Here is a 21,441-nt window from a genome sequence, read left to right on the forward strand (position 1 = left end):
GCCGTAGCCGGCCGCCTTCTCGAGAGCGAAGACTTCGTGCGGCGGGCGTCCGGTCGGATCGTAGCCCTCGACCTGGACCAGCCCCTCGGGGCGTGCGTCGCCGACGGTATACTGGGTCAACCAGGCTGCATCGACCGGGGTGGACACGGCCCGTTCCGCGCCCTTGCGACGCCTGCCGGTCACTTGCGGTCGGCCTTGCGGCTGAGTTCGAAGCCCTCCTTGAGGAGGTCGAGCATCGTCATGCCGCGTTGCGCGGCATAGACCTTGTAGGAGCGCTTGAAGGCCTCGGGCACCTTAAAGTTGAGCGTTTGCAGCTCTGTCGCGTGGGGTTCGCCGACTTCCTTCTCTTTCATATGGCGGTCCCCGGCGGACGCTGACCCCTCCGCATCCTGGCATCTCCGTAGCACCCGCGTCGCGACACTGAAAGAGGGAAAGAAGTTATTCTGTATAGCATGAAACCGTCTTTTCAGGTTTTAACGATTTCTGTGTCGGGTGATTGGCGTGGTCCCGGCCGCCCATGCCGGAGAACCGGGGATACCCGCGTTTCAGTATTGCCGAGCCGCCTTTATTCGGCGCTTGATGCGGCCGTGACCTGACGTAGATCGGTTCAGGGGATCTCGTCGGCTTCATTCGTGCGGGCAGGGGCCTGGCGGTCCTCGGATCGGGTTGTGGAGAATCTGGTGGGCGATGGCGGACGGAGGGCGCGTTGCCGCGGGCAATGTGCCCGCGTTCAAAATGAGCGTGACCGGTCCCTGATCGTCAGCAATGCGACCGGGAGAATGCCGGCGGCTGTTTCAGGATTGGGATTGGCCTACAACGTTGCCAGCAACGAAATCCCCTGGTACAGCAAGGGCTGCTCGAGCTTTGCTTGCGGATTTTATGTCCGAGAGCCCCGGCTATTTCATCTATTTTCCGACTTCGAGCGCAAAACTGCCAGGTCGCTCACGGCCACAACTGACCGTGATCTCTCCGGAGCCTGGCAATGTGCCCTTACAAACTAGTTGTAACAAGGCAAGTTCCGTGATACGGCCGCTACATGGAATAATGCAAACGCGACCATCACACAGTCGATGTCCGAGGTATTATCGCGCCCAAGCAAATTCCGTAGAGAACTCCGGCTGATCGCTCTGGCGTTCACCGATCATCGGTCTGGAATTGGAGCGTCAAAGCAACTGCAAGCGAGCGTCTGTTCATCAGAATCCGCCTATTGCTGTCATTCGCGATTCGCTTCTTGGACACGGTTAGCCAGCGCCAGCGCGAAGGTGGAGCCCCACCCTTCTGGTCGAGCAGGCAACGTCCGCGTCGGCCAGTGCTGCTTGCCAGCTGAAGGGATTACGCGATAGCACGCATCTACGCGCTGCCGGGAGCGCATCTAGGAGGAGCGTGTGCGGGGTATGAAGGTGCTGGTGCTGCACAGCGGCGGCATGGACTCCACAACCTGTCTGTATCGCGCGCGCCGCGCCGGCGCCGAGGTTTTCAGCCTTGGCGTTGATTATGGACAGCGTCTTTCCGTCGAACTCCAGTTTGCGCAGAAGCAATGCGAGGCGCTTGGCATCCCTCGCGAAGTGATCAGAGTCGAATGGCGAAAGCCCGAACGCACGATTCCGCTGGGACGATCGATTGAGGACATGACATCCTCCATTTCGCCGGCATTCTTACCTGGTCGTAATGCCGTTTTCCTGTCGCTGGCGTGCGCGCATGCGAGCGGCATTGGCGCGGATGAAGTGCATATCGGGCTCAATGCAATCGAATTTTCTGGCTATCCGGACTGCACGCCGCAATTTCTAAACGCGTTTATCGCGATGATGGGAGCGGCCAATCCTGGAGGTCCGCGGATCGTCGCGCCCCTGCTTCACATGAGCAAGCCTGAGATCGCGGAGTTGGCGCGGGATTTGGGTCTCGGGGAGAATGACAGCTGGAGTTGCTATCGACCCCAGTTTACATCCGGAGCAGTAGCTCCGTGCGGCGAATGCGATGCCTGCCGCCTTCACGATCACGCCTGGCGTTCGATCGCGAGCTGATGACCCGCATCGCTTTTGTTGCCTGTTCCAAGACCAAGGCCAAAGAGGTGATGCCAGCGGCGGCACTTTACACCTCGCCGCTGTTCAAGAAGTCTCTACTAGCCGCGCTTGATCTCGCCGACAAGGTCTACATCCTCTCCGCGGAGCATGGCCTGCTCGACCTCGGCGAACCGGTATCGCCATACGATACCACGCTCAAGACCATGCGGCGCGACGAGCGCCTTGCCTGGGGCACACGCACAAGCGTGCGGCGCGTGCGGCCACTCTGCTCGACTATGTCACCGATAAGAACAGTCGCACGATCGTTAAAGGCCACATCATCCAGCTGACTGGCCCCCTCAGATCCCGCGGACACTGACGTGAGGACCCTGCATTTCTCGCCGTGACGCCGGTCCGACCGCTATCGCCAGCCATTCAGGCGAAAGCAAACCGTCTGCACCCGGGCCAAGAGCGACCGCAGTCCATTAGAGCGCTAGTCTAGGTCGCGTTACAACAATCTTGTAACTCCACAAAACTTGTGTTACCGGCCGCTCATGAAGCAGATCATGAACACACCCATCAACGGCGCGACCTTTCATTCGGCCACGACCGGGCCGCATCCACTGTTGCCCGCTACGCCCACCAGGCAGGGCCTCTCTCCAGACGCCGTGTCAATGCTCCCTGGCCTCTCCACCCTCCTAACCACCCCCCTCACCGCCCCCGCCCCCGCCCCCGCCCCCACCCCCCACCCCAGCCGCCCCCGCGGCCAGCGCCACGACGGCTGGACCCCCGAGCGTATCGCCGCCTTCCTGCGCACCCTCGCCCAATGCGGCTGCGTCGCCGATGCGGCGCGGGCGGCGGGAATGAGCCCGCAGGGCGCCTATGCCTTCCGCGCCCGCGCCGAGGGGCGGGCCTTCGATCTCGCCTGGCGCGCCGCCATGCGCCTCGCCCGCCCGCGCGTCGCCGACGAATTGGTGTCGCGCGTCCTCCACGGCACGTCGGAGATCATCCTGCGCGACGGCAAGGTCTGGGGGGAGCGCCACCGCTTCGACAACCGGCTCGCCATGTTCGTCCTCTCCCGACTCGATCGCCAGGCCGAGGAGGAGGATGACGGGCCCGATTCGCCGGTCCGGATCGTCGCCGAGGAATTCGACCAGTTCGTCGGCCTGGTCTGCGAGGGCGGCGCCGGCGCCGCCGATTTCCTGCGCAGCCGCGGCCCGCTCGGCGCCCGCGTCAGCCGCGAGCTGCGCGCGCTCGGCCGCGTCGAGCATTATCGCCGCCACGGCGTCGGCCTGCCCGACGAGATCGGCGCCCCGGATCCCGATCCGCTGCCTTATTCGGCGGAGGCGGGCGGGCCGGAAGCGGCGGCCGAACATGACCGGCACGACCCGGTCCTCGACGGCGGCGGCGAAGCTTGGGACGGGGCAGGGGAAGGCGGGCCGCCTTGACGGCGCCACCGTCTTCAGGCCCGGATCCGGTCGCGCCCACCTCGCCCGCCGGCCTTGTCGCGTCCGCCGCGCGCCCCGCGACGGCCCCCTGCCGGCGGCCGGCTCGCGCTTTAAAATTGATGAAATTGATGACCCCCAGGGATTCCGCAATTTCGCCGCCGCGGCGCCCTTTCGCCCCCGCCGCCGCTCCCGCCCCTTCAGGCGAAACGCAGCGGCTCGTCCCGGACGAAGGCGAGCTCGCGCCCGTCCCTGCCGAGCGAGACCCGCAGCGTCCCCGGCACGCTGCCGTCCGTCTCGATCGCCCCGGCCAGCCCCTTTTCGGGCAGCCTGATCTCGATCTCCGTCGTCCCCGGCGGCAGGTCGATCTCGACCAGCCGGGCGAGGCTGATCTGGTACCGCGTGGTGACGTCGGTCTCCTCGGCGATCATCCGTCCGTCCGCCAGCACGACGACATAATCGTCCTGGAACCCCTCCTCGAGCGCGAGCTTCAGCCTGGTCATGTCTGCATCCCTGCTTGTTTGGCTTCGTCCGCTCCACCCTTTTTCGACGAAGAGCGGGGGCCGGATCGCTCCGGCCCCCGTCCGTGTCGCCTCAGCCCCGCTTCATTGGGTCAGGCCCGCCGCCTTGGCGTCGAGCAGCCGCTGCATCCGGTCGCTGACCGGCAGCGCCGCCGCGGCTTCCGCCTTCTGGCCATCGGCCGCGAAGGCGAGGAACGCCTCGGTGCTGTTCGGCACCTCCGCTTTCTCGATCGCCGCGATCACCGGCGCGTCGCGCAGGAACCGGGTGTGGCCGACGGCGTCGACCAGGCTGTCGGCGCTGCCCGGCTTGGCCGCGCCCCTCGCCCCGGCCTTGCCGCCCATCGCCCGCTCGAGCAGCTTGCGCGCCGCCTTGGGATCGGCCTTGTACTGCTCGATCCGCCGGCCGCCGCCGCTGCCCGCATCGCGCGCGCCCATCCTCGTGTCGGCGCCCGCGCCGGCGCCGGAGGCGGAGCCCTCGTCGAGCAGCTTGAAGTCGAAGGCGAGCGGGGTGGCGAGCGCCAGCGCCGCCACCTGCGACACCGGATTGCCCTCCAGCTCCGCCGCCGCGGCGAGCACGTCGGTGACCTTGGCAAGGCCGCGCGTGCCGTTGGCGGCGAGCACCTGGCCGACCTCGGGGGTGAAGAAGTCGGCGGCGATCTTCTCCTCCTCGCGGCTGCCCGGCGACTCGATCGTCACCATCAGCTGGTTGGAATAGACCGGCTGGCCGTCCACCTCGATCACCGCCTGGATGCAGTAGCGGCCGGGTTCGGCCAGATCCCAGCCGTTCTTGCCGCTGGCGATCATCGCGCTGTCATAGACGGCCTCGCCGGGCCGCAGCACCTTGTCGTCGCCCTCGCCGCAATGGCGCATGTGCGGCATCCACAGCCTCGCTTCGCGGCGCTCGCCGTTGATGACCAGGGTGAAGTCGCCGCGCTCGCTGATCCGCGCCGAGGAAACGGTCCTGGTCCGCTCCGATCGGTTGACCAGGGCGATCTCCACCACCGGCGGCGCCAGATAGGGGAAGCGGTCGTCCGCCCGGCTGGTGGTCAGCCTCAGCTCGTAATCGGGGTGGCTGTGCTGGGCGGCCTCGCGGAAGCCGTGATTGCTGAACCAGTTCTCGTTGCCCATCTGCACGAACCGCTCGGGCGCGTGGCGGGTGAACAGCAATTCCGCGTTGGAGAAGCGATAGTCGAAATTGGCGAAAAAGGCGTTCTGGCCGCCGGCGACGTTGTAGGGATAGTTCATGAAGCTGCGCGCCTCGGGCTCGTTGGCGAGCGCGATCCAGGGCGTGCCGAGCGACTTCTGCCAGCTATGCGCCAGGTTGAAGCTGTGGCCCATTTCGTGGACGGCGGTCCAGAAGCGCATCCTCTCCACCCACGCGGCCGGGGCGGGGTCGCCCGCCGGCGGCTGCGCGATGAAGGCGTGGCTGAAGATCGCCGTGCCCTGGCGGTGGTTCGGCCCGATATCGTCGAACATGATCCCGCCCAGGCTGGTGCCGCTGACATGGAGCCGGGCGAACAGCACCCACATCGCCCATTGCGGCTTGTTGGCGAAGCGCGACCAGTGGATCTGCATCGCGTCGTGCATCTCCTGGTCGGTCCAGGCCGCGTCGGGCCCGGCCGCGCCGATCGGGATGACGCCGCCGCCCGGGCTCACCGACACGTCGAATCCGGCGCGCCGGAACACGGTCTCGATCGTGAGATTCTCCGCCGGCAGGCTGGCCGGCCGGTTGGGATGGGCGTGGGTGTTGACGCTGGTCACCGCGACCGCATTCGATACCCGGTCATATTCGAACTCGACGCCGCGATGATAGCCGGATTCGAACGCGTAGCTGCGGGTGAAGGCGGCCGCGCCGCCGCCGGTGAAGGTGATCTCGAGCTTGCGGCTCGCCGGGAACAGCCCGCCGGTCACCTTGGCGCTGACATGGGTGTGGGCGATCGCGCCGGTCGCGCCGTCCTTGTACCAGATCGGCCCCTCATAGCTGCCCGACGCGGTCTTGCGGACCGAGGCGATCCAGTGGCCGGCGACGGTGAGGAACCCGGATCGGGTGCCGCTGATCGTCATCTGCGGGTAGCGGCCGTCGACGTCGAAGCGCACCTCCTCGCGCTGGTAGAGCGAGATGGCGTTGATGTCCTCGTCATAGACCGTCTCGGCGGCCTCGTCCGACTCGGCGCGGCCCGGGCCCGGACGGGGGATCGGGATCCGCTCGATCGGCAGCGGCCGCGGCAGCGGGATCGGCGTCGGCAGCGTGATCGCCCTCGAATAGACGTAGCGTCCGCTCACCGTGAAGACGGGGAAGGGGATCGGGATCAGCGGAAGCTCGATGCCCGCTTCGCGCGCCTGCTCGGCCTCGCCGGGCTCGGGAATCCGCATCTCGACATAGGGTTCGCTGGGCTGGGTCCTGGTCTCGGGGGAGGTCGTCCGCGCGGTGGTGCCGGAATCGCCGGCAAAGCCGGTATCGCTGGGGGTGGTCATGCACTTGCTCCTCGGTTGCGCGGCGGCGCCGGCCGTTCCGGAGGAAGCCCCGCCCAGGGAAGACGCGCACACCCGTCCGCCCCGGAACGACCGGGCCGGTCAGACAAGCGAAGTCCCTGCACAGGCTCCACCGCTCCGAAATAGCATCCGATCCCGGCCCGGCTTCCGATCACCCGGCGACTCGCCGCTAGCTGTAGTGAGGGGACATTCCGCCTACGCCCCGCCGCTTCGTCTCGTCAACATTGGGGAGGCGCGAATACGACCAAAGTGACGCCCGAAACGACGAACTCGACTTGGCGAGATGTTGGAAAGAACTTGAAGAAAACTGTACCCGTCGTTCCACAGGCGCAACCACCTCAACTCCCCTCCCTGCACGCGGATCAGGGCGTCGGACCAAGCCCCGCATGGTCCCATGGATCAGCCCTGATGGGTCAGGGGTGGGTACGCCTCCAAAAAACGCACGGCCCCAGCAACCGAACTGCCGCAAGCCCCCTCTCCCTGGAGGGAGAGGGTCGGGGTGAGGGTGCTCGGCGTTCGCGGACGGCCGCCAACCCGAAACACCTCCCGATCAGTTCGGCGACAGGCCCATCCCGCGAACACTCCAAAGGGCAGCCGACCTCCCTCCAAGAAGAAGCCCCTCTCGCCTCTCCCCGCCTTGCCTCCCGCCCCCATTCCCGCCACTGCTTCGGCGTCATGGAGATCCATCCCGCCATCCGCCACCAGCCCGATCCCGACCATCCCGGCTGGTGGACCTGGGACCTCGCCGATCCCGCTTATGCCGGCCGCTTCAACTCCACTTTGGGCAAGGTCCTCGTCCGCGCCGACGGGCCCGGCCGCGGCATCTGCCGGATGTTCCCGGGCGAGCTCCATCTCAACCTCCAGGACATGGTCCATGGCGGCGCCCTGCTCACCCTCGCCGACCTTTCCCTGTTCGCCGGCGGCGCGATGGCCGGGGCAGGGGTGGCGGGCGCGGTCACGCTCGCCCTCGACAGCCAGTTCCTCGGCGCCGCCAAAGCCGGCGCGCCGCTCGACGCCGAGATCGAGCTGCTGCGCGAGACCGGCCGCCTCGTCTTCCTGCGCGGCACGATCGTCCAGGACGGCGCGCTCGTCGCCGCCTTCACCGGCACCCTGCGCAAGGCCGACAGGAAGCCCGCATGAGCTCGGATGAGCCGGTCGGCAGCCGCTACCGCGCCTTGCTCGCCGCCGGCGAGCTCAGGCCCGATCCCGACCAGGCGCGCGCCGTCGCCGCGCTCGATCGGCTCGCCCTCGCCCTCGCCGATCTGCCGAAGCGCGGCTCGATCCTGTGGCGGCTCACCGGCCGGCGCACCCGCCCGCCCGGCGGCCTCTATCTCTGGGGCGGAGTCGGCCGCGGCAAGTCGATGCTGATGGACCTCGGCTTCGCCGCAATCGACCATGGCCCGAAGCGCCGGGTCCACTTTCACGAATTCATGCTCGAGGTCCACGATCGCCTGCGCCACGAGCGGGCGAAGGAGGAAGGGGATCCGATCCCGCCGGTCGCCGCCGCCATCGCCGAGGAGGCGCGGCTGCTCGCCTTCGACGAGATGGTGATCAACAACAGCGCCGACGCGATGATCCTCTCGCGCCTCTTCTCGCAGCTGCTCGACGCCGGCGTCACCGTGATCACCACCTCGAACCGGCCGCCCCGCGACCTCTATCTCGGCGGCCTCAACCGCGAGCTGTTCCTGCCCTTCATCGACCTCGTCGAGCAGGCGCTCGAGGTGGTGCCGCTGAACGGCCCGGTCGACTACCGGCTCGAGAGGCTCGGCGGCATGCCGACCTGGTACGTCCCCAATGGCCCCGACGCGACCGCTGCGCTGCGCGAGGCCTTCTTCCGCCTCACCGATTACCCGGTCGAGGACAGCGCCCACGTCCCGACCGGGACGCTGGCGGTGCCGGGCGGGCGCACCCTCCACGTGCCCAAGAGCCTCAAGGGCGTCGCCGTCTTCTCGTTCAGTCGCCTGTGCGGCGAGCCGCGCGGCGCCGCCGACTATCTCGCCATCGCCCGCCATTACCACACGGTCATCCTGGTCGGCATTCCCGTCATGGGCCCCGACCGGCGCAACGAGGCCGCCCGCTTCGTCACCCTGATCGACGCCCTCTACGAGCACAAGGTCAAGCTCCTCGCCGCCGCCGCTGCGACCCCCGACCAGCTCTACCCCAAGGGCGACGGCGCCTTCGAATTCCAGCGCACCGCGTCGCGCCTCATCGAGATGCAGAGCGAAGACTATATGGCCAAGGGGCACGGCGAGGAATGAACGGCACAATCCCCTCCACCCTTCAGGGCGCAGGGTCAGGGAGAGGGGGAGCACGTTCGCCCCCAAGGACCCTCTCCCTTGAGGGAGAGGGCAGGGTGAGGGTGCTCAGAGTCCGGAGGTGCTCACCAACGCCGAGCACCCCCTCCCACCCCCCCTCCAGGGGGAGGGCTTATCGCCCTTTCCGCCGGAGTGGCATTCGATGAACGGGACGAAGGGAGAGAAGAAGATGATCACCGCCATCCGAACCCTCCTCGCCCTCGCCGCCGCGCTCCTCCTCGCCGCCACCCCCGCCGCCGCCCAGCGCGACCGCCCGCCGGCCGATCCGCCCCGCCCGGCCCACATCCTCGCCGCCGCCGATCTCCGCCCCGGCCTCGACCTCGGCGGCGCCTGGCACTGGTCGATCGATCCCTATCGCGACGGCGTCGCCGGCTTCCACGGCGAGCCCGCCGGCCGCGGCCACCGCCGCTTCGAGGACGTCGTCGTCGCCGAGGCCGAGGCGGCCGATCCCCACGCCTTGTTCGAATATGACATGGCGCGCTCGCCTTTGGTCGACCTGCCTTCCTCCTGGATCACCCACGATCCCACGCTTCGTCACTATGATGGGCTGGTCTGGTACCAGCGCCGCTTCGACGCCGCGCCGCGGCCGGGGCGGCGCGCCTTCCTGCGCTTCGGCGCGGTCGACTATGCGGCGGCCGTCTATCTGAACGGCGAGCTGGTCGGCCGCCATCAGGGCGGCTTCACCCCCTTCGCCTTCGAAGTCACCGGGCGTCTGCGCGATGGCGGCAATGTCGTCACCGTCGCCGCCGACGCCGAGCGCAGCGCCTTCACCATCCCGCCGCCGGTCACCGACTGGGAGACCTATGGGGGCATCACCCGCTCGGTCCGGCTGGTCGAGGTGCCGGCCACCTATGTCGACGATGCCTGGGTGCGGCTCACCCGCGACGGCCGCCTCGCCGTCACCGTCCGCCTCGACGGCGCCGCCGCGGCGGGCGCGCCGGTGCGCCTCCTCATACCCGCTCTGGGCTTCGCCCTCGACGGCCGCACCGGCGCCGACGGAAGCTGGTCCGCAGAGGCGCCGGCGCCAACCGGGCTCGAGCGCTGGCAGCCGGGGCGTCCGACCCTCTACGACGTCGAGATCGCCGCCGGCGAGGACGTGCTTCGCGACCGCATCGGCTTTCGCACCGTCTCGGTCGAGGGCGAGCGCATCCTCTTGAACGGCCGCCCGGTCTTCCTGCGCGGCGTCAGCCTGCACGAGGAGGAGATCGGCGCCGAGCCGACCCGGGCGACTACCCCGGCGTCGGCGCGGGCATTGCTCACCGAGGCGCGGGACGGCCTTCACGCCAATTTCGTCCGGCTCGCCCATTATCCGCACAGCGAGGTGATGACCCGCGCCGCCGACGAGCTCGGCCTGCTCGTCTGGAGCGAGATCCCGGTCTACTGGCGGATCGCCTTCGACTCGCCGGAGACGCTCGCCGCGGCCCGGCTGATGCTCGCCGAGAATATCCTGCGCGACCGCAACCGCGCGTCGATCATCCTGTGGAGCGTCGGCAACGAGACGCCGGTGAGCGCGCCGCGCACCCGCTTCCTCGCCCGCCTGGCCGCGGACGTGCGCGCCCACGATCCCAGCCGGCTCGTCACCGCCGCCTTGCTCAACCGCCGCGAGGAGCGCGACGGGCGGGTGGAGATGGTGATCGACGATCCACTCGTCCCCGATCTCGATGTGATGGCGGTCAACACCTACAATGGCTGGTATTCGCGCGATCCGCTGTCGGCTCTGCCCGGCTTCGTCTGGCGCTCCGACCATGCCAAGCCGCTCATCCTCTCCGAATTCGGCGCCGACGCGCTCGCCGGCTTTCGCGATCCCGGGCGGATGCCGCGTTACTCCGAGGACTATCAGGCCGAATATTACCGCCAGACCCTCGCCATGGCCGATCGCATCCCGTTCCTCGCCGGCCTCTCGCCCTGGATCCTCAAGGACTTCCGCTCGCCGCGGCGCCAGCACCCAGTCTATCAGCGCGGCTGGAACCGCAAGGGCCTGATCTCCGAGACCGGCGTCCGCAAGCTCGCCTTCGCAGTGCTGGCGGAGCATTACCGGCGACGGGCGCAAGGGGAGGGGGAGTGAGCCTTATGTCTCGGCCCACTCCCTTCTTAAGCCCTCCCCTTGATGGGGAGGGTTTGGGTGGGGTGGACTCCCCACCCGCTCAGTGCAGCCGGAACCGCCACCCCACCCCACCCTCCCCATCAAGGGGAGGGCTTGCTCGGGGCGGTCGGGATAGGCGGTGTGCATCCTCGCGCGCCTCTCCCAGCCCCTTTGCCTGTTGCCCGGCGCCGCCGCCGCGTCTAAGCGGACGCCGTTCCGGCTGCGTCCGCGGCCGCTCGCCTTTTTGCCTCGGTCAACGTTCGGGAGGGCCCCATGGCTCGTAAGAAGATCGCGCTCATCGGCGCCGGAAATATCGGCGGAACCCTGGCCCATCTCGCGGCCGCCAAGGAGCTTGGCGACGTCGTCCTGGTCGACGTCGTCGAGGGCGTGCCCCAGGGCAAGGCGCTCGACCTCGCCCAGTGCGGCCCGGTCGAGGGCTTCGACTCCGCGCTCAAGGGCTCGAACGACTATGCCGACATCGCCGGCGCCGACGTCATCATCGTCACCGCCGGAATCGCCCGCAAGCCGGGCATGAGCCGCGACGATTTGCTCGGCATCAATCTGAAAGTGATGAAGGCGGTCGGCGAGGGCATCCGCGACAATGCCCCCGACGCCTTCGTCATCTGCATCACCAACCCCCTCGATGCGATGGTCTGGGCGCTGCGCGAATTCTCCGGCCTTCCCCACCACATGGTGGTCGGCATGGCCGGCGTGCTCGACTCCGCCCGCTTCCGCCACTTCCTCGCCGAGGAGTTCGGCGTCTCCGTCCAGGACGTCACCGCCTTCGTCCTCGGCGGCCATGGCGACACGATGGTGCCGGTCGTCGAATATTCGACCGTGGCCGGCATTCCGATCCCCGATCTCATCAAGATGGGCTGGTCGACCAAGGAGAAGATCGACGCGATCGTCCAGCGCACCCGCTCGGGCGGCGGCGAGATCGTCGCCTTGCTCAAGACCGGCTCCGCTTTCTACGCGCCGGCGACCAGCGGCATCGAGATGGCCGAGGCCTATCTCAAGGACAAGAAAAGGCTGCTGCCCTGCGCGGTCAACCTGACCGGACAATATGGCGTCGACAATCTCTATGTCGGCGTCCCCTGCGTGATCGGCGCCGGCGGCGTCGAGCGGATCGTCGAGATCGAGCTCAACGACGAGGCCAAGGCCAATTTCAAGGTCTCGGTCGACGCGGTGAAGGAGCTGCTCGAGGCCTGCAAGGGGATCGATCCGAGCCTCGCCTGATGCTCGGTTTCGCCGCCCTCCTCCTGGCTGCGCAGCCGGCGACGGCCGACGCCGCCTTGCTCGACACCTTCCGCGCCGCCTGCGAGCGGGTCGGCGATCTCGAGGCGATGCAGGCCGATGCGCGGCAGGGCGGCTGGACCGCGATCGCGGACGAGGCCGATCCGCGGCTCGCCCGGGTCAACCGCTCGGTCCGCGATGGCACAAGCCCGGAGAATCGGCTGACCCTGTCCAGCTACCGCGCCGAGCCGGCCGGCGAGCCGCTCTTCCTCGTCGTCTCGCGGGTCGAGAATGATCAGGGGATGTGGATCGACGATTGCCGCGTCTACGCTTTCGGCGCGGCGCCGATCGCCGGGACCGCGCTCGAGGCGTGGATGGGCCGGCCGCCGACGAGCTCGGACGATTTCGGCGGCGTCGGCCTCCAGCTCGACTGGGAGCCGGGCTGGCGGGACGGCATGGCCTTCCGGGTCAGTCATGCTCCGCCGGGCGGCGCGCTGGCGCGGCAGCTCGGCCAGGACGGCAACATTCTCGTCGCCCAATCGCTCGGCGGCTTCTGATCCGCGGCCGGCCCGCCTCGTGCCCGAACGCTCTTCCCCGCGCCGCCGGGCGACTGTAGGGGAACCCGACTCGCGCGTCCGGCCGCAAGGCCGCCGCGTCCCACCCGTCATCATCAGCGGCCGGGCCGCCCGCCCAAGTGCCGCCGGAGGTCAATGAATGTCGATCCTCGTCAATGCCGAGACCCGCGTCATCACCCAGGGCATGACCGGCGAGACCGGCACCTTCCATACCGAGCAGGCGATCGCCTACGGCACCCGCATGGTCGCCGGCGTGACGCCCGGGAAGGGCGGCAAGACCCATATTGGCCTCCCGGTCTTCGACACCGTCCTCCAGGCGAAGGAGGAGACCGGCGCCGACGCCAGCGTCATCTACGTGCCGCCGCCCTTCGCCGCCGATTCGATCCTCGAGGCGATCGACGCCGAGGTGCCGCTCATCGTCTGCATCACGGAGGGGATCCCGGTCCTCGACATGGTCAAGGTCAAGCGCGCGCTGTCGGGCTCGAAGTCGCGGCTGATCGGGCCCAACTGCCCGGGCGTGCTGACCCCGAACGAGTGCAAGATCGGCATCATGCCCGGCAACATCTTCAAGAAGGGCTCCGTCGGCATCGTCAGCCGCTCGGGCACGCTCACCTACGAGGCGGTCTTCCAGACCAGCAATGAGGGCCTCGGCCAGACCACCGCGGTCGGCATCGGCGGCGATCCGGTCAACGGCACCAACTTCATCGACGTGCTCGAGCTGTTCCTCGCCGACGACGAGACTCGGTCGATCATCATGATCGGCGAGATCGGCGGCAGCGCCGAGGAGGAGGCCGCCGCCTTCCTCGCCGACGAGGCGAAGAAGGGCCGTGCCAAGCCGACCGTCGGCTTCATCGCCGGCCGCACCGCGCCACCCGGCCGCCGCATGGGCCATGCCGGCGCGATCGTCTCCGGCGGCCAAGGCGGCGCCGAGGACAAGATCGCGGCGATGGAGGCGGCTGGAATTCGGGTGAGCCCGAGCCCATCTGAGCTGGGAAGGACGCTCGCCGCGCTCCTCAACGGCTGAAGCGCCTATAAGGGCTGGAGACGCAACGTTTCCGCAACGGGTGCTGCGGCAGGAGGCGGCGGCGAAACGACCGGGACCGAAAACCTTTCCGCTGCGTGGTTCCCACGCACGGCCGAAATGGTTAAGGGCTCGGCGCGTCTGCCCCGGAGTTTAGTGGAAGGCGAAGGCAAGTGGATGATTTCGGCGAGCATGAGGCGGGTCCGAGCTGGGCGCGCGACAACTGGCCGCTGATCGAGCTCGACGAGGTCAATGCCGGGCTCGACCCGACCCGGATGACCATCGAGCGGGCGGAAGGCGCGCGCAAGGCGGACGCGGCGAAGCAGGCCGCGGCGGCCGAGGGCCGTTCCGAGGCCGAGATCGAGCAGGCGGCGACCGACGCCATCCGCGCGATGATGCTGATCCGCACCTATCGGGTGCGCGGCCACCTCGCCGCCGATCTCGACCCGCTCGGCCTCCACCATGGCGACATCCCCGCCGACCTCACGCCCGAATTCCACGGCTTCACCGGCGCCGCGCTCGACCGGCCGGTCTATCTCGACGGCACCCTGGGCTTCGAAAAGGCGACGGTGCGCGAGATCGTCGAGGTCCTGCGCCGCAATTATTGCGGCAAGGTCGGCCTCGAATATATGCACATCAACGACCTCGAGGAGCGCCGCTTCCTCCAGGAACGGATGGAAGGCCACGAGGCGGAGATACGCTTCACTCCCGAGGGCAAGAAGGCGATCCTCGCCAAGGTCGTCCAGGCCGAGCAGTGGGAGAAGTTCCTCGCCCGCAAATATGTCGGCACCAAGCGCTTCGGCCTCGACGGCGGCGAGTCGATGGTGCCGGCGCTCGAGGCGGTGATCAAATATGGCGGCGCATTGGGCGTCCAGGACGTCGTCATCGGCATGGCCCATCGCGGCCGCCTCAACGTCCTCGCCAACGTCATGGGCAAGCCCTACCGGGCGATCTTCTCGGAATTCGCCGGCGGCGCCAGCAACCCCGAGGATGTCGGCGGCTCGGGCGACGTCAAATATCATCTCGGCACCTCGTCCGACCGCGAGTTCGACGGGGTCAAGGTGCACCTGTCGCTGGTCCCCAATCCGAGCCATCTCGAGGCGGTCGATCCTGTCGTGCTCGGCAAGTGCAAGGCGCAGCAGGTGGCGCGCGATGATGCGGAAGGGGACTTCGTCCTTCCCGTCCTGCTCCACGGCGACGCCGCATTCGCCGGCCAGGGCATCGTCGCCGAATGCTTCGGCTTTTCCGGGATCCCCGGCTACGCCACCGGCGGCGCGCTCCATTTCGTCATCAACAACCAGGTGGGTTTCACCACCTCGCCCCAGTTCGCCCGCTCCTCGCCTTACCCGTCGGACCTGGCCAAGTCGGTCCAGGCGCCGATCCTCCACGTCAACGGCGACGATCCGGAGGCGGTCACCTTCGCCTGCAAGCTCGCCATCGAGTACCGCCAGCGCTTCAACCGCGACATCGTCATCGACATGTGGTGCTATCGCCGCTTCGGCCACAATGAGGGCGACGAGCCGAGCTTCACCCAGCCGCTCATGTATGCGGCGATCCGCAAGCATCCGCCCATCTCCGAGGTCTATGCGGCGCGGCTGCGCGACGAGGGCGTGGTCGACGAAAGCTGGGTGTCGGGGCAGGTCGACGAGTTCACCCAATTGCTCGAGGGCGAGTTCGAGGCGGCCCGGTCCTATCTGCCCAACAAGGCCGACTGGTTCGAGGGCCGCTGGAGCGGCCTCAACAAGCCGTCGACGCCGGAGGACGAACGCCGCAACGTCGGCACCGCGGTCGACGAGGCGGCGGTCCGCGACGTCGGCGCCATCCTGACGACCATCCCCGACACGATCGTTCCCCACAAGACGCTGGTTCGGGTGATCGAGGGCCGGCGGCAGATGTTCGAGACCGGTGCCGGCTTCGACTGGGCGACCGCCGAATCGCTCGCCTTCGGCACCCTGCTGCGCGAAGGCTCGCAGGTCCGGCTGTCGGGCCAGGATTCGGGCCGCGGCACGTTCAGCCAGCGCCACGCCGTCTGGGTCTGCCAGGAGAAGGGGATCAAGTGCATCCCGCTGACCCAGGTCGGCCCGGGCCGCTTCGAGGTCCGCGACAGTCCGCTCTCCGAGTTCGGCGTGCTCGGCTTCGAATATGGCTATTCGCTCGCCGATCCGCGCACGCTGGTGCTGTGGGAGGCGCAGTTCGGCGACTTCGCCAACGGCGCCCAGGTGATGATCGACCAGTTCATCGCCGCCGGCGAGGCGAAGTGGCTGCGCGCCAGCGGCCTCGTCATGCTGCTTCCGCACGGCTACGAGGGGCAGGGGCCCGAGCATAGTTCGGCCAGGCCCGAACGATACCTGCAGCTGTGCGCCGAGGACAATATGCAGGTCGCCAACTGCACCACCCCGGCCAATTACTTCCACATCCTCCGGCGCCAGATGCACCGCGACTTCCGCAAGCCGCTGGTAATCATGACGCCCAAGTCGCTGCTGCGGCACAAGCTCGCCGTTTCCGAGATCGGCGACTTCACCGGCGACAGCCACTTCCGGCGGATCCTGTCCGACCTCAATCCGCCCGCCGACGCGGCGGTGAAGCGGCTCGTCCTGTGCACCGGCAAGCTCGCCTACGAGCTGATGGAAGCGCGCGACAAGGCCGGCGACACCTCCACCTCGATCGTCCGCATCGAGCAGCTCTATCCGTTCCCGGCCGAGCCGCTGGTGGCCCGGCTCAAGCGGATGACCAGCCTTGAGGAGGTGGTCTGGGCCCAGGAGGAGCCGAAGAACCAGGGCTATTGGAGCTTCCTCGACTGGCGGATCGAGAAATGCCTGGTCGAGGCCGGGGTGAAGCCGAAGCGTCCGGTCTATGCCGGTCGCGCCGCTTCCGCCTCGACCGCGACGGGCCTTGCCAAGCGGCACGCGGCGGAGCAGGCGGCGGTGATCGCCGAGGCGCTCGGCCACGGCGCGAACGCGCCGGTGCAGAGGAAGGCGGGCTGAGGATCGGGCGGCCGTCCGGGCCGTCCGTCGTTGAGACACAAGGATACGGGATTAGGATGGCGACCGAAGTCAAAGTGCCGACCCTGGGCGAATCGATCACCGAGGCGACCCTGGGGCAGTGGCTCAAGAAGCCCGGCGAGGCGGTCAAGGCCGACGAGCCGATCGCCAGCCTCGAGACCGACAAGGTCGCGGTGGACGTTCCCTCGCCGGTCGCCGGCGTGATGGGCGAGCAGCTCGCCGCCGAGGGCGACAATGTCGAGGTCGGCGCGGTCATCGCCCGCATCGAGGAAAGCGGCGCGGCGGCCGGCGCGGGTGCGTCCGCCTCGGCTCCGACGGAGATACCGGTCAATCCCGCCGGCGCCGGCGAGAATATCGAGGCGCGCGGCGATGCCGAGGCCGCCGAGGATCATGGCGGCGAGGAGGGCGACGCCCACCATCTGACCCTGTCGCCTTCGGTCCGGCGGATCGTGCTCGAGCATCATCTCGATCCGTCGCGGATCAAGGGCACCGGCAAGGACGGCCGCCTGACGAAGGACGACGTGCTCGCCGCCGCCAAGCTGCAGAAGGCCGAGGCTTCCGCCGCGCCGCCGCCGCCGCCGCCGCCTTCGGCCGCTCCCGCCTCCTTCAGCGCACCCGCCGTCGCCGGCGAGCGGCGCGAGGAGCGGGTGCGGATGACGCGGCTGCGTCAGACCGTCGCCCGCCGCCTCAAGGAGGCGCAGAACACCGCGGCCATGCTGACCACCTTCAACGACGTCGACATGACGGCGGTGATGGAGGCGCGCAGCCGCTACAAGGACCTGTTCGACAAGAAGCACGGCATCCGCCTGGGCTTCATGAGCTTCTTCGTGAAGGCGGCGGTGCTCGCGGGCCGCGACGTCCCGGCGGTCAACGCCTCGATCGAGGGCGACGAGATCGTCTACCGCGACTATGTCGACGTCTCGGTCGCGGTGTCGGCGCCGCAGGGCTTGGTCGTGCCGGTGATCCGCAACGCCCATGTGCTGGGCTTCGCCGAGATCGAGAAGACGATCGCCGATTTCGGCCGCCGCGCCAAGGACGGCACCCTCAAGATGGAGGAGATGCAGGGCGGCACCTTCACCATCTCCAATGGCGGCGTGTTCGGCTCGCTGCTGTCGACCCCGATCATCAACCCGCCCCAGTCGGCGGTGCTCGGCATGCACCGGATCGAGGAGCGGCCGGTGGTCAAGGACGGGCAGATCGTCGCCCGGCCGATGATGTACCTGGCGCTGTCCTACGACCACCGCCTGATCGACGGCCGCGAGGCGGTCACCTTCCTGGTGCGGATGAAGGAAGCGCTCGAGGATCCGGTCCGGCTGCTGATCGACCTGTAGGGTCGTCGCCGCCCCTCGCCACGGCTTCCCGGGCGAGCTGCAGCGCCCGGTCGAGCGCCTCGGCGGCGGGAACCTCGACGTCGGGGCGGACGCCGGTGCCCTGCCAGTTGCCTCCCGTGATCGGGTTGACCGAGCGGCCCTCGGGCAGATCCAGGGCGAAATGGGGGTGGACCCGCCGATATTCGTAAGGATGGGCGCCGCCGCCGGTCACCTCGCCGACGATCGTCGCACGGCCGAGCGCCTGGAGGTCGTAGGCGACCGCCTCGGCGGCCGAGAAGGTCCGCCGCGAGGTGAGGATGAAGAGCGGCTTGTCGCCGCCGAATCGACGGCCCGGCACCCAGACCGGCGAGCTGTTGGCGTGGGCGGTGTCGCTCGGCCGGTCGTAGCGGCCGCTCAGCGGCCGGCCGCCCTCGCCGAGCAGATAGCCGGTGACGAGGTTCGCGGTCTCGGCGCCGCCGCCGTTTCGCCTGAGATCGAGGATCAGCGCCTCGCCCTGCGCGACGACGTTCATCGCCGCGGCGAGGACGTCGCCGCCGATCGCGGCCGGCGGGAAGACGGTGAGCTCGAGCAGCATGATGTTGCCGTCGAGCCGCTCGATCCGCTCGACGCCGTGATTGACGCCCGGCCCGTACCAGCGGTCCATGTCGGCAGCGAAGTCGGCGCCGCCGTCGGTCCGCTCCGGGATCGGCGTCTCGCTGTGGCTGAGGCCGAGATGGCCGTCGCCGCTCGCTCTGCGCAGCCAGGCGGTGACCGCGGCCGCGAAGGCCGCCGGATCGGCGACGCCGTCCCAGGCCGGCGCCTGCGCCCGCAAAGCCGCCGCGAGCCGAGCGCCCGCCGCGGCATCGACATAGCGGCGCTCGAGCAGGTCGGCGGCTTGGGCGACGATCTCGGCGCGGTCGCGCTCGGTCAGCGGCGGCGCGGCGGCGGCGGCGGGCACACAGCCAAGAAGGAGCAGGAGGAAGGCGAGCAGCCGGGTCGTCATTTCAGTGCCTTTCGGATGCGGTCGCGGAACGGCTCGCGGCCGAGCGCGGCGAGAGCCTGGTCGATGGCGGCGGAGAGCGGGCGGTCGAGCTCGCGGTCGAGCGCCGCCGCCGCCGCCTCGACCGCCGCCCAGACCGGCCCGAGCCGTTCGGCGAGCCGCTCGCCCTCGGGAGTCAAGGCGACCTGGCGGGTGCGCCGGTCGGCGGCCGGAGCGAGCGAGACCAGGCCGGCGCGGGCCATCTCGGCGATCGTCTGGGTCGCCGCCGGCTGGCTGACGCCGATCGCGGCGGCGAGGTCGCCGACCCGCTGGGGCGAGGCGGCGAGCAGGCGCCGGACGATCGGGAAGAAACGTGGGCGGAAGGCGATTCCGAGCTCGTCGTAGAGCGACTGGACGTCGCCATCGAGGGCGGCGAGGAGCTGCCGGAGCCGGTGGCCGAGGCTGAGCGATTCATTCATATAAGCGCTTATATAACTGAGCGGCGGCGGGGGCAATGGCTTGTCTTGGCCGTGCCCGGCTCTATGTGTTCGCCGGAACGTTCAACCCGAGCGCGCGGGCGCCGGCGGACCCAGGGAACAGGAAAGATGGCCGAGACTGAATTCGACGTGATCGTGATCGGCGCCGGGCCCGGCGGCTATGTGGCGGCGATCCGCGCCGCCCAGCTCGGGCTCAAGACCGCCTGCGTCGAGAGCCGCGAGACGCTCGGCGGCACCTGCCTCAACGTCGGCTGCATCCCGTCCAAGGCGCTGCTTCATGCCAGCGAGCTGTTCGAGGAGGCCAATCACGGCACCCTCGCCAAATGGGGGGTCAAGGTCGGCCATGTGGAGCTCGACCTCGACGCCATGCACGCCGGCCGCAAGGAAGCGGTGAAGGGCCTCACCGGCGGGATCGAGTTCCTGTTCAAGAAGAACAAGGTGACCTGGCTCAAGGGCCAGGCCCGCTTCACCGGCCGCGACACGATCGACGTCGCCGGCACCGCCTACAAGGCGAAGAAGATCGTCATCGCCACCGGATCGTCGGTGACCCCGCTCCCGGGGGTCGAGATCGACCAGGAGCGGATCGTCGATTCGACCGGCGCGCTCGAGCTGGGCGCGGTGCCGAACCATCTCGTCGTCATCGGCGGCGGCGTCATCGGCCTGGAGCTCGGCTCGGTCTGGCGCCGGCTCGGCGCGAAGGTCACCGTCGTCGAATATCTCGACCAGATCCTGCCCGGCATGGACGGCGAGATCCGCAAGGAAGCGAACAAGATCTTCAGGAAGCAGGGCTTCGAGATCAGGACCTCGACCAAGGTCACCGGCGCCGAGCGCAAGGGCGAGGGCGTCGCCCTCACCGTCGAGCCGGCCAAGGGCGGGGATTCCGAGACCATCGACGCGGACGTCGTCCTGGTCTCGATCGGCCGCCGGCCGAACACCGACGGCCTCGATCTCGACAAGGCCGGCGTGGCGACCAACAAGCGCGGCCAGATCGAGGTCGACCACGATTTCCGCACCGGCGTCGAGGGCATCTACGCGATCGGCGACGTCACGCCGGGACCGATGCTCGCCCACAAGGCCGAGGACGAGGGCGTTGCCGTCGCCGAGATCCTCGCCGGCCAGATCGGCATCGTCAATCACGAGGTGATCCCGAGCGTCGTCTACACCTTCCCGGAGATCGCCGCGGTCGGCCGGTCCGAGGAGGAGGCGAAGGCGGAGGGCTATGAAGTCAGGATCGGCAAGTTCCCGATGCTGGCCAACAGCCGCGCCAAGACCAATCGCGAGACGGACGGCTTCGTCAAGATCGTCACCGACGCCCGCACCGACCGCGTGCTCGGCGTCCACATCATCGCCAGCGTCGCCGGAACGATGATCGCCCAGGCCGCCCAGGCGATGGAGTTCGGCGCGACCAGCGAGGACATCGCCTACACCTGCCACGCCCACCCGACGCACAGCGAGGCGATCAAGGAAGCGGCGATGGCGGTGACGGGCAAGCCGATCCACATCTGAGCAACGCGCAAAAGGCCGGATTTCGTCGACCTGAAATATGGCCGTTCATATTTTTTGGCGGCAATTCAATAATCTAGAGCATGATCATGCTTGTGTGAGTCTGGTTGGGATTCCCAAGCGGTTCGGTTCGTGATTCAAGATGCTGGCTGGGAGGAGGTCAGCATCGATGACGCGACCTTATTCGAATGATCTTCGTGAGCGTGTGGTGGCGGTGGCGGAGAGCTCTCCGAACCGCGAGGCGGGGGCCCTGCTGGGGGTGAGTGCTGCGAGCGTCTCGCGATGGTGTATTCGCAAGCGCCAGACGGGGAGCGTGGCGCCGGCCAAGATGGGCGGATACCGCAAGCCGATCCTCCTGTCAGAGCACGATTGGCTGGTGGCCCGACTTGAAGGCGAGCCTGACCTGACGCTGAGAGCTTTGCTGGCCGAGCTGCACGATCGTGGGGTGGAAGTGAGCTACGGGG

Annotated in this window: 17 protein-coding genes and 1 pseudogene; 13 read left to right on the forward strand and 5 right to left on the reverse strand. The window is 68.6% G+C overall.

Going from position 1 to position 21,441, the window contains the following annotated elements:
• Nucleotides 1-179 precede the first annotated feature (179 nt).
• The gene (locus DDE10_RS23825; RefSeq protein WP_284734645.1) at nucleotides 180-353 is read right to left on the reverse strand and encodes a hypothetical protein; all 174 of its coding nucleotides are present in this window, start codon (nucleotides 351-353) and stop codon (nucleotides 180-182) included.
• Nucleotides 354-1,394: 1,041 nt separating this feature from the next.
• Here DDE10_RS23825 and queC point away from each other — a divergent pair.
• From queC to DDE10_RS13145, 3 genes are all read left to right on the forward strand, one after another.
• Entirely contained in the window at nucleotides 1,395-2,021 is a 627-nt protein-coding gene (gene queC, locus DDE10_RS13135) for a 7-cyano-7-deazaguanine synthase QueC (protein ID WP_114953224.1), read from the forward strand.
• Nucleotides 2,021-2,350 (forward strand): DUF6884 domain-containing protein, encoded by a 330-nt coding sequence (locus DDE10_RS23485; RefSeq protein WP_162806603.1) that lies wholly within the window; start codon nucleotides 2,021-2,023, stop codon nucleotides 2,348-2,350. Before queC ends, DDE10_RS23485 begins: the two co-directional genes overlap by 1 nt.
• 324 nt (nucleotides 2,351-2,674) lie before the next feature.
• Nucleotides 2,675-3,448, forward strand: a complete 774-nt coding sequence (locus DDE10_RS13145) for a carboxymuconolactone decarboxylase family protein (protein ID WP_162806604.1) — start codon at nucleotides 2,675-2,677, stop codon at nucleotides 3,446-3,448.
• A 197-nt stretch (nucleotides 3,449-3,645) separates the two neighbouring features.
• Here the strand turns inward: DDE10_RS13145 and DDE10_RS13150 are convergent, their stop codons facing one another.
• Nucleotides 3,646-3,948, reverse strand: a complete 303-nt coding sequence (locus tag DDE10_RS13150) for a hypothetical protein (protein WP_114953226.1) — start codon at nucleotides 3,946-3,948, stop codon at nucleotides 3,646-3,648.
• 102 nt (nucleotides 3,949-4,050) lie between these two features.
• Complete coding sequence (locus tag DDE10_RS13155) at nucleotides 4,051-6,441, reverse strand: zinc metalloprotease (protein ID WP_114953227.1); 2,391 nt, start codon at nucleotides 6,439-6,441, stop codon at nucleotides 4,051-4,053.
• Nucleotides 6,442-7,134: 693 nt separating this feature from the next.
• Here DDE10_RS13155 and DDE10_RS13160 point away from each other — a divergent pair.
• From DDE10_RS13160 to odhB, 8 genes are all read left to right on the forward strand, one after another.
• Entirely contained in the window at nucleotides 7,135-7,599 is a 465-nt protein-coding gene (locus DDE10_RS13160; RefSeq protein WP_114953228.1) for a PaaI family thioesterase, read from the forward strand.
• Nucleotides 7,596-8,717 (forward strand): cell division protein ZapE, encoded by a 1,122-nt coding sequence (zapE, locus tag DDE10_RS13165; protein WP_114953229.1) that lies wholly within the window; start codon nucleotides 7,596-7,598, stop codon nucleotides 8,715-8,717. Before DDE10_RS13160 ends, zapE begins: the two co-directional genes overlap by 4 nt.
• Nucleotides 8,718-8,916: 199 nt before the next feature.
• Nucleotides 8,917-10,839 (forward strand): glycoside hydrolase family 2 protein, encoded by a 1,923-nt coding sequence (locus DDE10_RS13170; protein WP_284734646.1) that lies wholly within the window; start codon nucleotides 8,917-8,919, stop codon nucleotides 10,837-10,839.
• A gap of 291 nt (nucleotides 10,840-11,130) precedes the next feature.
• Nucleotides 11,131-12,093 (forward strand): malate dehydrogenase, encoded by a 963-nt coding sequence (gene mdh, locus DDE10_RS13175; protein WP_114953230.1) that lies wholly within the window; start codon nucleotides 11,131-11,133, stop codon nucleotides 12,091-12,093.
• Nucleotides 12,093-12,647: a hypothetical protein gene (locus DDE10_RS13180; protein ID WP_114953231.1), complete on the forward strand. Its 555-nt coding sequence runs from the start codon at nucleotides 12,093-12,095 to the stop codon at nucleotides 12,645-12,647. The genes mdh and DDE10_RS13180 overlap by 1 nt, the downstream gene beginning before the upstream one ends.
• Nucleotides 12,648-12,804: 157 nt before the next feature.
• Nucleotides 12,805-13,689 (forward strand): succinate--CoA ligase subunit alpha, encoded by an 885-nt coding sequence (gene sucD / locus DDE10_RS13185; RefSeq protein ID WP_114953232.1) that lies wholly within the window; start codon nucleotides 12,805-12,807, stop codon nucleotides 13,687-13,689.
• Nucleotides 13,690-13,859: 170 nt separating this feature from the next.
• On the forward strand, nucleotides 13,860-16,670 hold the full coding sequence (locus DDE10_RS13190) for a 2-oxoglutarate dehydrogenase E1 component (RefSeq protein ID WP_284734647.1): 2,811 nt from the start codon (nucleotides 13,860-13,862) through the stop codon (nucleotides 16,668-16,670).
• Nucleotides 16,671-16,726: 56 nt separating this feature from the next.
• Complete coding sequence (gene odhB, locus DDE10_RS13195) at nucleotides 16,727-18,019, forward strand: 2-oxoglutarate dehydrogenase complex dihydrolipoyllysine-residue succinyltransferase (protein WP_114953233.1); 1,293 nt, start codon at nucleotides 16,727-16,729, stop codon at nucleotides 18,017-18,019.
• On the opposite strand, the gene DDE10_RS13200 is transcribed toward odhB, so the two are convergent.
• Complete coding sequence (locus tag DDE10_RS13200; RefSeq protein WP_114953234.1) at nucleotides 17,955-19,001, reverse strand: S41 family peptidase; 1,047 nt, start codon at nucleotides 18,999-19,001, stop codon at nucleotides 17,955-17,957. The genes odhB and DDE10_RS13200 overlap by 65 nt on opposite strands.
• Nucleotides 18,998-19,456, reverse strand: coding sequence for a MarR family winged helix-turn-helix transcriptional regulator (locus tag DDE10_RS13205; RefSeq protein ID WP_114953235.1), 459 nt, complete (start codon nucleotides 19,454-19,456; stop codon nucleotides 18,998-19,000). Before DDE10_RS13205 ends, DDE10_RS13200 begins: the two co-directional genes overlap by 4 nt.
• 126 nt (nucleotides 19,457-19,582) lie before the next feature.
• Here DDE10_RS13205 and lpdA point away from each other — a divergent pair, with 126 nt between their 5' ends.
• Both lpdA and DDE10_RS13215 read left to right on the forward strand, forming a co-directional pair.
• Nucleotides 19,583-20,980 carry a dihydrolipoyl dehydrogenase gene (gene lpdA, locus DDE10_RS13210; RefSeq protein ID WP_114953236.1) on the forward strand — a complete coding sequence of 466 codons (1,398 nt, stop codon included), beginning with the start codon at nucleotides 19,583-19,585 and terminating at the stop codon, nucleotides 20,978-20,980.
• A gap of 166 nt (nucleotides 20,981-21,146) precedes the next feature.
• Nucleotides 21,147-21,441: pseudogene (locus DDE10_RS13215) on the forward strand (IS630 family transposase); the annotation flags it as partial.

Origin of the sequence: Sphingosinicella terrae (assembly GCF_003347635.1) — a bacterium.
In the GTDB taxonomy this organism is placed as follows: Bacteria; Pseudomonadota; Alphaproteobacteria; order Sphingomonadales; family Sphingomonadaceae; genus Allosphingosinicella; species Allosphingosinicella terrae.